This is a genomic window from Serratia sp. 25CWL12, assembly GCF_055790885.1.
Genome location: NZ_CM147698.1, coordinates 364,038 through 376,156, shown reverse-complemented (window position 1 = coordinate 376,156; position 12,119 = coordinate 364,038). Strand labels below are relative to the sequence as shown.

Annotated in this window: 9 protein-coding genes; 6 read left to right on the top strand and 3 right to left on the bottom strand. The window is 46.3% G+C overall.

Annotation, left to right across the window (positions count from 1 at the left end):
• Positions 1–23: 23 nt before the first annotated feature.
• From ACX9GV_RS01710 to ACX9GV_RS01695, 4 genes are all read left to right on the top strand, one after another.
• Positions 24–1,322, top strand: a complete 1,299-nt coding sequence (locus ACX9GV_RS01710) for an MFS transporter (protein ID WP_473196818.1) — start codon at positions 24–26, stop codon at positions 1,320–1,322.
• A 153-nt stretch (positions 1,323–1,475) separates the two neighbouring features.
• The gene (locus ACX9GV_RS01705) at positions 1,476–2,612 is read left to right on the top strand and encodes an alcohol dehydrogenase family protein (protein ID WP_023491585.1); all 1,137 of its coding nucleotides are present in this window, start codon (positions 1,476–1,478) and stop codon (positions 2,610–2,612) included.
• 124 nt (positions 2,613–2,736) lie between these two features.
• On the top strand, positions 2,737–3,567 hold the full coding sequence (locus tag ACX9GV_RS01700; RefSeq protein WP_037386595.1) for a hypothetical protein: 831 nt from the start codon (positions 2,737–2,739) through the stop codon (positions 3,565–3,567).
• Between the two features lie 267 nt (positions 3,568–3,834).
• Entirely contained in the window at positions 3,835–5,157 is a 1,323-nt protein-coding gene (locus ACX9GV_RS01695; protein ID WP_037386598.1) for an MFS transporter, read from the top strand.
• A 222-nt stretch (positions 5,158–5,379) separates the two neighbouring features.
• Here the strand turns inward: ACX9GV_RS01695 and ACX9GV_RS01690 are convergent, their stop codons facing one another.
• The 3 genes from ACX9GV_RS01690 to ACX9GV_RS01680 form a co-directional block, all read right to left on the bottom strand.
• Positions 5,380–6,771 carry a Fic family protein gene (locus ACX9GV_RS01690; protein WP_473196817.1) on the bottom strand — a complete coding sequence of 464 codons (1,392 nt, stop codon included), beginning with the start codon at positions 6,769–6,771 and terminating at the stop codon, positions 5,380–5,382.
• Positions 6,772–7,163: 392 nt separating this feature from the next.
• Positions 7,164–7,451 carry a HigA family addiction module antitoxin gene (locus ACX9GV_RS01685; protein ID WP_023490585.1) on the bottom strand — a complete coding sequence of 96 codons (288 nt, stop codon included), beginning with the start codon at positions 7,449–7,451 and terminating at the stop codon, positions 7,164–7,166.
• Positions 7,451–7,729: a type II toxin-antitoxin system RelE/ParE family toxin gene (locus tag ACX9GV_RS01680; RefSeq protein ID WP_473196816.1), complete on the bottom strand. Its 279-nt coding sequence runs from the start codon at positions 7,727–7,729 to the stop codon at positions 7,451–7,453. Before ACX9GV_RS01680 ends, ACX9GV_RS01685 begins: the two co-directional genes overlap by 1 nt.
• A 388-nt stretch (positions 7,730–8,117) precedes the next feature.
• Here ACX9GV_RS01680 and ACX9GV_RS01675 point away from each other — a divergent pair, with 388 nt between their 5' ends.
• Complete coding sequence (locus ACX9GV_RS01675; protein ID WP_473196815.1) at positions 8,118–11,054, top strand: DUF2339 domain-containing protein; 2,937 nt, start codon at positions 8,118–8,120, stop codon at positions 11,052–11,054.
• A gap of 415 nt (positions 11,055–11,469) precedes the next feature.
• Positions 11,470–11,994, top strand: a complete 525-nt coding sequence (gene sodC / locus ACX9GV_RS01670) for a superoxide dismutase family protein (RefSeq protein WP_023490590.1) — start codon at positions 11,470–11,472, stop codon at positions 11,992–11,994.
• Positions 11,995–12,119 lie beyond the last annotated feature (125 nt).

Sequence of the window (12,119 nt, the reverse complement as noted above, 5' to 3'; positions counted from 1 at the left end):
TTGAAAATTGATAAGGTGAAAAAATGAAGAACGGAAATCTAGGAAGATACTTGCAATTCGCACTGGTGATACTTGCTGCAGGTTCTATCTATCCACTTATCTACCTGAAAGCTCAGTATCAAGAAACGATATTGGAAGTATTTAACATGTCATTAACCCAAATGAACACGATTTATACGGTTCTTGGTTTGGTGTTTATTGTCGGTTATTTTCCAAGTGGTGTACTGAGTGACAAATTTTCCGCCAAAAACTTATTAGCACTCTCTTTGCTAGGAACAGCATTGGGTGGTTTCTGGTTTGCTCAAGTGCCAACATATGAGTACGTCGTGGTTATCTTTGCCATTTGGGGATTTTTCTCCGTCTTCACTTTCTGGAGTTCTCACATGAAAGTGGTGAAAATGCTCTCTTCCGATGATGAGGACGGGCGTTTCTTCGGTATCCTTGATGGCGGACGTGGCTTGGTAGAAGCCTTGCTAGCAAGTTTGGCCTTGGCAATTTTCACTGTTGTTCTGGGGAGCAGCATTGAAGTTACCGATAAGAGAACCGCTCTAGTCTCCATTGTTTACATGTATTCAACCGTGCTTTTGGTGACGTCGATATTGGTGTTTTTCTTCGTTAAAGATGGCAGCAAAACAGCCAAGAAAGTAGAAAAAGAGCCGGGCAGCGAAGAGAGTGGCGTTAAGTTTTCTGACCTGGGAAAAGTATTTACCAATAAGTATATCTACCTACACGGCATCATCATTTTTGCTGGTTATACCGTGTTCTGGACCAGTTACTACTTTGGTGGGCACCTTCAGTCAAACTTGGGTATGACCCCTATCGGCGTCGGTTCCATCATGGTAGCGGTTTTGTGGATGCGTCCTTTTGGCGGCATTATTGGCGGCTTCCTGGCCGACAAAATTGGTAAAGAAGTCACTATTACCTGCTCACTGCTGGGTGGCTCTGCCTGTTTGATATTAATGGTTTTGTTACCAAAAACACTGCCTAGCATGGCAATTAGTGGGTTGGTGATTCTGGCGGGTTTGTTTGTCTACATGATCCGTGGCACCTACTGGTCTCTATTGGGTCAATCAAAAATCGATATCGCCATTATGGGTACCGCCATCGGCGCAGTCTCATTTATCGGTTACCTACCGGATATCATGATCCCACTAATGAACAGTTACCTGTGGGATGTGTTCGGTAATGAAGGGGGTTACCAGGCCTATTTCTTAGTGAGTGCAGTAGTCGGTCTGTTTGGTGCCGTGATAGCCATGATTTACCGCAGATCACAAATTGCTGACAAAAAAAATGAACAGGCACTGCAAAAAACTGGCGCTTAAGCTGAGCCTGTAAAGAATATGTAATTTAAAAGTAGTTTGACTTTTAATAGACAGGGTGGATTCTAAAGTGTTGCCAAGACACTTTTAGGGCCTGACTAACAAAACGTGGTTGGTATTTTATCAACCACCTGAAATAGTAAAGGAATAATGGTTATGTACAACAAAGACAAAAACCGCTTTGAAGTTAAACAAGGCGATAAAACAATGAAAGCAGTCGTTACCACCGGTAACGGTGGCTACGATAAATTAGTCTATATGGACGTTCCTGTTCCTGTGCTTGATCAAGGCGAAGTACTGGTCAAAGTTTTAGCTGCCGGTGTCAATAACACCGAAGTCAATACCCGGCTGGGCTGGTACTCATCAAAAGTAACGCAAAGCACCAATACACTCTCAGACGACGACCAAGAGAAGGCCGAGGCATCTGAAGAAAAAGATGGTGGCTGGAATGAAGAAACCCCCTTCCCATTTATTCAAGGTACCGACTGCTGTGGTGAAGTGGTCGAAGTGAAAGATGAGCAGTACAAACACCTGCTCGGCAAGCGTGTTCTCATCAGGCCTTGTATCCGCAGTGAAGGCTGGGACTCGATGGAAAATATCTGGATGGCGTCTGATTTCGATGGGGCGTTTGCTCAATATGTGAAAATTGAAGCCACAGAAGTGTTCCCAGTAGAGTGTGACTGGACAGATGCAGAGCTGGGCTCAATCCCTTGTTCATACGGCACATCAGAAAACATGGTTCAGCGCTCAGGGATTAAAGCCGGCGAACGCGTTCTGGTGGCGGGTGCTTCCGGTGGCGTAGGCTCAGCCGTTGTTCAATTAGCTAAACGCCGTGGTGCCTACGTTATTGGGCTGGCAGAAGGTGAAGCCAAAGTTGACCTGGTGAAATCCTATGGTGCCGATGAAGTCATCGTTTTTGGCAAAGACACATTCAAAGTGCTTGGCCATAAGTCAGTCGATGTCGTGGTTGATAACGTTGCTGGGCCTAACTTCCCTCAAATGATGAAGGTGCTCAAGCGCGGTGGTCGATTCGTTTCTTCAGGTGCGATTGCAGGCCCAATCGTTGAACTGGATATGCGCGATTTCTATCTGAAAGACCTGACGCTTATCGGTTGTACTTGTTGGGACGAGCCAGTATTCCCGAGCCTCATTTCTGCCATCGAAAATGGTGAAATCAAGCCGGCACTCGCCAAAACCTTCCCGCTAGAGAATATCGTTGAAGCGCAGCAAGAGTTCGCGCTTAAGAAACACGTGGGTAAATTTGTTCTGATTCCAAATCACGATGATATCTAACTGACTGGCACGCGCTAAGATAAAGATAACGCAGTGATCTATACAACGTCATAACTACAATTGGTGCGCTTTACACAGACAGGTAAAGCGCCCGATTTAAAAATTATTGGCAAGGAATATTCCTATGAAATCTGACAGCATTTTTGAAAGAGTTCACCAAATAAAGCACGCTGAATTAACAAAAGAAAACTGGTTTGAAAAACAACCAGGAAAACAAATGAAGATTGGCTCTTGGGAGTTTATGTTAAACCAGCCATCCTCTTCATTCTGGGTATACTTCTTAGGTTTGCTCGTGACCGTTGCGGGTGTCAACTTCCTGGTCACCCAAGACGATCAGCTATCAAGATATTGGTGGGGTATCTCACTGGTTCTTTGGGGTGTGGGCGCCATTATTGCAGGCACCAGTTATCAAGCATTAGGCTATGAGCTGAAATGCGCCAGACGAGAAACCTGTTCATGGACCACCTGGTGGGAAATTATTTACCTTATTTTCCAACAGTTAAGTATGAATGCCATGACGGTTGCCATTGCCTATTCATGTACCACCGGGATCTACCTGGAAATACTGATTTGGTACTCAATCGTGGTATCGATCATTTATCCTATTGTTGTTTTGTACGGCGCATTTAAACCTAAAAAATCGCTGATTACATTTGAATTTATGATACAGGTTTCACTGCCAAGCTTTATTTTGTTCTGTATCCTAAATTTGGTGCGTTACTTCATGCATGGCCACACTATGGATTTGGTTTTAATGGGTTCATGGGTACTTATCTACCTGTCTTGGTGGGGTTATGATAAATACTACAAAGCTGGCATTACCGACCTGCTCTGGAAAGGCGGCAAGTGGTTCTCTGAAAACGATGTACTGCACGTTATTTTAGTGATCTGGGGCTTCTATATGCTATTTGTGCTGCCACCGTTCATTAAAGATTATGCGAGTTTTGTGAATTAAAAAAGCAATCTAAAATCGGGTTTAGCCGTCATCAATGATATTTCGACAAAACGGATAATGTTGATTGACGGCTAATACCAAAAAGGCAATACATTCGCAATTACAATAATTCTGCAGCACGATTTATCCAATCAACTCATATTTTAAGCCTATTTAATCATTCTTGGTCAATTTACCCAACTAATTAACAATGAGAGTTGTTATTAATTGGCTTTTCAAAAAAACAGGGGAACATATGAATAATATCTCCAGCAGGAGGACTGGCTCATGCAACATTTAACACCGCAGCCAATCCGTATGGACGATGTGCCGTTAAATCGTTTCCATATTAAGATCGCTAGCTTGACGTTTGGCGCTCACTTCACTGATGGTTATGTTCTTGGTGTCATTGGTTTTGCATTGGCACAAATTAAACCACAAATGGGGCTTTCACCGTTTTGGGAAGGGATGCTGGGCAGCTCGGCATTAATCGGGTTGTTTATCGGTAGCCTATTTCTTGGCTGGATCTCGGACTACCTGGGCCGCCAGAAAATCTTTAGCTTCAGCTTTGTCATTATTACCCTCGCTTCTGCCTTGCAGTTTTTTGCCACCACACCAGAACAGTTGTTCTTCTTGCGTGTCTTGGTGGGTATTGGCCTTGGGGGGGATTATGCCGTAGGCCATACCATGTTGGCGGAATTCGCCCCGCGCAAACATCGTGGGGTGTTACTGGGCTCGTTTAGCGTGATCTGGACGTTTGGCTATGTCGCTGCCGGTTTTATGGGCCATTTCCTGACAGAATTGGGGCCGGATACTTGGCGCTGGCTACTGGCCTCTTCGGCTGTGCCAGCATTGGTTATTTTACTGCTGCGTATTGGCACCCCAGAATCACCACGTTGGTTAATGGGTAAAGGCCGGAGTGAAGAGGCGTTGGCGGTGGTGCATAAGCATTTTGGTGCTAATGTCATCCTCAGTGATGAGGCGAAGGTGACGTCTAAACAGCGGTTTGCTTCACTGTTTGGCCCGAAATATCGTCGTCGTACTGCGTTTAATAGCCTGTTTTTTGTTTGTTTGGTGATCCCCTATTTCGCTATCTATACCTTCCTGCCGTCAATTCTCAATGTGATGGGTTTGGATAATAATTTCTCAACCGATTTGTTATTGAATGCATTGTTGGTTGTCGGTGCCGTATTAGGGATTGCGTTAACCATCATTTTTTCACGCCGTGGTTTCCTGATTGGTTCGTTTTTCTTCCTCGCAGCGTGTTTAGTGATGTTAGCCCTGATCCCCGCCCATCAAACCCTTTGGCTGATCATCACCTTTGCGAGTTTTACCCTGATCATGTCGGCGGTCAGTAACTTGGTAGGGATATTCCCCGCTGAAAGTTTCCCAACCGAAGTACGTTCGATGGGGGTCGGTTTTGCCACCTCAATGAGCCGTTTGGGCGCCGCTATCGGCACAGGCTTATTGCCACTGGCCGTTGTGCATTATGGTCTTGCCACCACCACCCTCATTTTGGCACTGGTCTTAGTCTTTGGGGCCATTATCTCCATTGCCTGGGCACCAGAAACCAAAAATTTGACCTTGGTAGACGCGGCTCAAGGGGGCTAGTCTGCCCGTTACAGACTGACGCAACGGACGGTGAACATCTCACGTCTCTAATGCCAATTAGTGGAAACAGGGATAAACCTGTTTCCACTCAACGTGGGTTTCACCGGATACCTTAGATGCAATAAACTGCGGATAACATCCCTTACCAACAAGATTACTCACCCACGCCTGCGCTGTTTTTAGTTCCTCAACGGATGATTCGCCAAGGCTGGCAAAAAACGGTCATGCATATAACTTCATTAAAGCCTTTTTCATTTTATCAAAAGACGTTTTGGGAAGATAATGGACAGGTCGGCTTCCACCTCCACCTTGTTTAAGTAAAATACCCGCTTCCGCAAGTTTCTCAAGATGGATTCTAGATGCCGCCTCTGAAACGCCAGCCCGCTCGGCAAAACTTTTAACAGTAAAACTTTCACCCGGTGCCATTACCACCATATTGATGATGGTTTGCTGGATATCAGGCATTTTCCTTCGTATGCCACTAGTGAAAACCCATGTATCAAACTCGCGCAATTTACCGGCAACAGTCCTAACATGATCAATGAGTCCATTAACAGCTCTTTCAAGCACCCTACATTGGTAGTCAACAAAATAAGTTACGTCTTGATTATCTGTTTCAGTCTTCATATAAGCTTCACCATATTGAATAGGGGCTTCTTTGAGTAACTGAGATATAGATATATATATAAAGGCATCATAACCATGCTTAAATAAATACCAATAACACATTGCCCGGGCAACTCGCCCGTTGCCATCGTTGAATGGATGCAAAAAACCAAGACCAAAATGCATGATACATGCCTTCACAACAGGGTGTAGATAGTCTTGCGGAGAGATACCTTCATCATGTGAAAAATTAATCCATTTAATATATTTATCTAATAGGTCACCCAATATCTCTGCATCTGGTGGCTGATGCACCACCTCACCATCGCGTCCTCCCACCCAAACATCATTCGTTTTTCTAATTTTTCCTGGGTGATATTTATCATCGTCAATTCCTTGAGTAGCTTCCTCATGGAACGTTAATAATAACGCTAAACTCATTTCGTCAAAACGACTTTCCCAAGCAAGAGTCATCAAGCGACGATTACCAAGAATCATCTTTTCGCTTTCATTTCTACCACTTCTGTTTTCCAGCAACATTTTTTTTGCTACAGCATGAGTGGTTGAAGCACCTTCGAGTTGACTAGAGGCAATACTTTCTTCATTTATAAAATCATCTAAATAGTAACCAGGTATACTGATTCGGCTTATTAAATCATTTAGGCCTGCTTCAGTGCATGTCCTATCTATAAGTGAACATGCTTTTTGCATTGAAGGTAATAAAGTGAAAAAAGTAATATTCTGAAAAGCATCGCCAAGAGCGGGTACTTGCCTGAGTACACCTTTCCTTGCCATTTTTATTAACGACCAGTGCGCAATTGCCTTTTCTTTTACTCTAATCCTTTTAGAGATGTCATCCCAATGTAGATAACGCCCTTTATCATCAACAACAGACATTAACTTAATGGTTTCTAACAGATTATCCGAATTTAAATCGCTAAAGAGAACTTTAGTGCAGTCACTTATTGATTCATATAGAGCATCTTGCTTTGGTGTCTTTTTGATCATAGCGTTCACTTGTTCTTTTTTTTATTAAAATATATGAGCAATTTAACGCGAGGGTTCATGAAGGTCAATTCTATCTCAACAGTCTCAGCCGATCGCCGTCCAGTCTGAAAGAGGCGTGACCGTTGCCAAATTTCACCCTAGCCCCAGCTTACAAGACATCAAACTCCCACGGTGTTGGCTCAATACCCATCGACTGGAGGAAGACGAGTACTTTACTGCCTAAGCCACCCAATCCCGCGGCCATTTAAGGGGTAACTATTTACCTTATAATGTGCGGTTTATGCTCTTGCTGGATAGGCTAAAGCCTGGCGAACGTCTGTATGCGTTGGATTTGTTGCAGGGGCAGGCCAGATAAACTCGATCCCCGCGAAAGCGGGGACACTAATCCCTCATTAGGCCACATGCAACTTATGCAAAGTTGAGATATCAATAGTCTGTTGAGCATGCCAAAGGTCATGGTCAGCCTGCAACCCCATCCAAACCTGAGAAGAGCTACCAACAACGACGGATAACCTTAACGCCATTTCTGGTGATACATCAGATTTACAAGAGATTAATCTCTGCACTGTTGATGGTGCAACGCCTAATTCTTTAGCCAACGCTCTGGCACTCATGCCTAGCGTTTCCAGGCACTCTTTAACCAATAACCCCGGATGGGGTGGGTTATACATCATAGCCATCAGTGATAATCCTCATAATTAACAATGTAAACATCACCATCAGATAGAGTAAATGTGATCCGCCAATTTCCTGTTACCGTGATAGACCACTGATCGTTCCGATTACCAGTCAAAGGATGTAACGCGAAACCTGGTAGATCGACATCATCAATCTTTACAGCCCGGTTAAGAACAGCCAAACGGTTAGCAATTCGGTCAACTTGGTTGGCATTAATTCCCGCAGTTGAACCCGTTTCGAAGAATTTCTTTAATCCTTTGTGCTTAAAACTCTTAATCATGGTTTGACTGCCCACTGCTCTAATGTGTTGCGTTATACGCATTATGAATTAATGCCGCGCATAGCGCAACACTCGCTTGAGCAACCCTACCCGACCGGTAATAAACGGTCACCGTCCAACCTGAAAGCATGAACAGGCCCAAAGTTAACTACGCCCCCCAGATAACAAGGCATCAAACTACCCCGGTGTTGGCTCAATACCCACCGACTGGAGAAAGGTGAGTACTTTCGCGTTTATCACATTCCCCTTGCCAATCAAGCAAAGCTTTTTGAACACCATCTGCCAGCTTCATTTTTTAAAAAAAGCTCGCATTATCATAGACATCTCTATAGGCTGCTTGAAGCTATTCATAAGCAAGACGTTAGAATCTTAAGATACGGGATGAATAATGGAATATTGGCTTTGGACTGGTTTGTTGATTTTCATGTTTATTATCTACAAACAAATAAGTGCCTTATCTGAGTCAGTCAAATACATTCGTGAAGAGCTCACCAAGCTATCCAGTCAACGCCCCCAAACGTTGTCAACGCCTGAAGTGGCCCCTGATATTGCGGCCCAGGAAGAGCACCAATCCACCAGTGCGGTAGAGGAAGAGCAAAACGTTGTCACCCTGCCAGACTTCCCCGCTACCTCATCCGATCCTTGGTCATCCGGTCGTCCAAACCACTGGGATTTCGTGCAACTGAAAAAGCAGGAGCAGATTGAAGCCATCGCTGCGGCCTATGCGGCAAAAGAGCAGAGTGAACAGAGTGCACAAACCACGCAGGCAGCAGAGGAGACTACTAGCAGCGAAGTGACTGCTAGCAGCGAGGTGCTTCAACCACTGGATCAACCCCAAACTATCTCGCAGACCGTCAATGAAGAGCCAGCCCACATTCAACCCACTGTTCCGGTGCCGGACGTCTGGGTCAAGTTGGATAAAGTGCTGTTTTCACTCGATGCCGAAGAAAGTATCTGGAAACGTCTCGAACAAGAGTTTGCCGCCCGTTGGATGGTGTGGATCGGTGGTGTGATCATGGCCCTGGGCGTGATTTTCCTGCTGAAAGCGGGCAGCGAACGCGGGCTGTTCGGACCGACATTACGGATTTCCGTCGCTACCGTGTTGAGTCTACTGATGGTCGCTGGGGGTGAATTACTCCGGCGCTCTCGTTTTCAATTGCCGTTAGCGAATGCCCGTTACATTCCCGCCGCACTCAGTGGCGCGGGGATTATCGGCCTATTCGCCTCAATGCTGGCTGCTAAATATCTCTACGATATGTTCCCGATGCCTGTGCTGATGCTATTGCTCAGCCTGACTTCGCTGCTAGCAATGGTACTGGCTTTATGGCAGGGGCCATTTATGGCCGCGTTAGGGCTCCTTGGGGCTTACACCGTGCCGTTATTTGTCTCAACCGGCAGTGGTAATGTCACCGGGCTATTGGCCTATGTGTTCCTGGTCAGTTTGGCCGCTATCGGGCTGATGAGCCGGGTTTATCGCCGCTGGTTATGGCTGGGAGCAATGGCGGGCAACTATCTGTGGCTATTTATTTCTTTAACCATGGCCACCGAAGAACACCAGTTAGCGCGTTCATTGTTCCTGCTAGCAACCACTTACGGATTCCTTGCCTGGCCACACCTGGGGTGGTCACTCAAAAGCAAAATGCGTTTCCGCAATAATGACTGGACGAACTGGCCCAACGCACTACTGGATCCCCTATTTACTGGATTCATTGCGGCGTTCTCACTGTTTGCCTTAACGATAGTCGAGAACTATTCATTGCTGGCCTGGGCCACGCTGATTCCGTTCTCTATCAGCCTGCTCTTGATCGCCAAACGCTCCCCGTCATTGGATCTGTTTGTCCCAGTGGTCGGGGTATTAGCCATTTCTCCCTTTGTTAACGCAGTCGCGCTCTTTACGCCAGAAAGAGTCTGGGTCAGCTTATTAGGGGTGAGTCTATTAGCGCTAATATGCGGGATATATGGCATCTACCAGGTCACCAGACCGGTTTACCGTAAACTTTGGTGGGCGGCGTTGTCTGTACTGGTACCGATGTGTACTGTGGCAAGTACTTATTATGCTTGTCGCGATAACTTTGAGCCGTTCTGGGTTGAGTACTCTCTGCTGGCAGTTTGCCTGGTGATGTATGTCGCCTGGAACATGTTCAGTGATTTGTACGCCCGCGCATCAGAGCTTCTGCGCTCAATCTACCAGATTGCCGCTCAACTGATGTTGGCCTTTGCACTATTCATCTGTTTCAGCCAGGTTACGCTCACCCTATTGCTGGCGGCTCAACTGCTGTTACTGGTACTCTGGCAACGTTGGCGTCAGATTTCATTGCTGCCCTGGATTTTCAAGATACATGCCATGTTACTGCTGGCACGTTTATCACTGAACCCCTTTATTATTGACTATTCGTCGCCCTTGCATATCGCTTCCGTCACCATTCCCTGGACGCTATACGGTTTTGGCATTCCGATTCTCTGCCTGTGGTTGAGTTCACGTTTGCTTGCTACCCGGCGCGGTGACGATACCGCCAATTGGTTAGCGGCCAATGCCATTTACCTGCTGGCCTTATGGATTAATGTCGAGCTACGCCACTTGTTGCATGGCAGCTACCATCTTTCCCTGGATTTCGCCTCTCTTACTGATTGTGCATTGCATGGCGTCACCTTCGGCATCATGGCGTTGGCCTATGGTTATCGCGAACGGCTGGCGGATTCACTGCGTGATATCTACCGTTGGGCAGCCCAAGCCAGTGCTGTTCTGATGCTGCTCATGACAGCAGCCAGCCTGCTTGCCTTTAACCCACTGTGGTCAGCACAAAGTGTCGGTAACCTGCCGTTGCTGAATATGGTCACCGTTGCCTATGCGATCCCAATGCTATTCATGTTGGTTGCGCTAAAATTCTGGCCAGCTCAATGGTTAACAGTACAGCTAAAGCCTTATGTACTGGGCGTCACAGCTCTGCTGGGAATGGTGTTCATTACCTTGACGGTTCGCCAGTTGTGGCATGGTGCTCGGTTGGATAGCCCGGTGGTGTATAGCGGTGAACAATACAGCTACTCACTGGTGTGGATGCTGACGGCCATTGGCATGATGTACGGCGCAATACATTGGTCAAATGACAAAGTACGCCTCGCTTCGCTGGGGCTGCTGGCATTGACGATCGTCAAACTGTTCCTGTGGGATATGTCTGGCCTAGAAGGGCTTTATCGTTCCGCCTCATTCCTGGGCCTCGGCCTGTGTCTGGTGGCTGTCGGTTGGTTCTATCAGAAATTTGTCACCATGAAAATTGCTGAAGCCCCCACCACTGAAGATACGGAGAACACCGCCGGGCAAAGTTAACCTGCGCGGAAATAAAAGTTAGCTTGCGCGGAAATAAGTGCCCCCCCAAGCCATTCAGGTTGCCAGATGGCAGCTTGAGTGCTTGGGGGGCAATGCTCTGGTTAGATTAGATTCGCTGTTATGTACGACGCATATAATCAGCATTTTTCCCTCCGGCAGAGGAATCTATTTCACTTCTAATCTATTTCTGTGTTCCTGCTTGCCATAGGCGCGACCCGTTTCAGCATCAAGTGGATTAGCTTTAACCAGTATCCATCTGTTAATATCGTTTTTGGCATGTTGGGCTGTCGCGGTTAGTTTTTGGCGAAAGTCATTATATCAGTCCTTCATACCGCCTAATAATCCACCACGAAAGATCAACAGCCTCTAGGACAATATTTATTAAATACCTACCGATGAAACAGGAGTGCACGGAATGAAAAAATGTTGGTATGCGGTTTTGGGTTTAGTTGCATCAAGTGCGGTACAGGCGGCAAGCATTAATGTCCCCATTCATCAAGTCAGTGCCGAAGGAATAGGACAAAATATCGGCCAAATCACCATCAGTGAAACCCCTTATGGTTTGTTATTTACACCACAGTTAACAGCGTTACAGCCAGGTGTTCGTGGATTTCATATTCATGAAAAAGGCAGTTGCGAACCCGCAATGAAAGACGGCAAAGCCGTTGCTGCTTTGGGGGCAGGTGGTCATTTTGATCCGGCGAAAACAGGCAAACACCTAGGCCCTTATGGTGATGGCCATCTGGGTGACTTGCCCGCACTCTATGTAGATGCCGATGGCTCATCCACCTATCCAGTGCTAGCGCCAAGATTGAAGCAGATTAATGAGGTAAATGGAAAAGCCATCATGGTGCATGCAGGTGGTGATAACCATTCCGACCATCCCAGTCCTCTTGGCGGTGGCGGTGCACGATTTGCTTGTGGTGTGATCAAAGCATAGTTACCTCCCTAGATTCTTAAAGCATAACCCCTGGACAACACCATGGCAGGGGTTAACTATTTATCTCACTTTCCGATAAGCCAATACCAAACCGTGCTGATGCTGTGTTGAGATCAACCGCTTGT

Excerpts from the sequence above, each read along its gene's own strand:
- ACX9GV_RS01710 (WP_473196818.1), top strand. The coding sequence starts at position 24 with ATGAAGAACGGAAATCTAGGAAGATACTTGCAATTCGCACTGGTGATA.
- ACX9GV_RS01705 (WP_023491585.1), top strand. The coding sequence starts at position 1,476 with ATGTACAACAAAGACAAAAACCGCTTTGAAGTTAAACAAGGCGATAAA.
- ACX9GV_RS01700 (WP_037386595.1), top strand. The coding sequence starts at position 2,737 with ATGAAATCTGACAGCATTTTTGAAAGAGTTCACCAAATAAAGCACGCT.
- ACX9GV_RS01695 (WP_037386598.1), top strand. The coding sequence starts at position 3,835 with ATGCAACATTTAACACCGCAGCCAATCCGTATGGACGATGTGCCGTTA.
- ACX9GV_RS01690 (WP_473196817.1), bottom strand. The coding sequence starts at position 6,771 with ATGATCAAAAAGACACCAAAGCAAGATGCTCTATATGAATCAATAAGT.
- ACX9GV_RS01685 (WP_023490585.1), bottom strand. The coding sequence starts at position 7,451 with ATGGCTATGATGTATAACCCACCCCATCCGGGGTTATTGGTTAAAGAG.
- ACX9GV_RS01680 (WP_473196816.1), bottom strand. The coding sequence starts at position 7,729 with ATGATTAAGAGTTTTAAGCACAAAGGATTAAAGAAATTCTTCGAAACG.
- ACX9GV_RS01675 (WP_473196815.1), top strand. The coding sequence starts at position 8,118 with ATGGAATATTGGCTTTGGACTGGTTTGTTGATTTTCATGTTTATTATC.
- sodC (WP_023490590.1), top strand. The coding sequence starts at position 11,470 with ATGAAAAAATGTTGGTATGCGGTTTTGGGTTTAGTTGCATCAAGTGCG.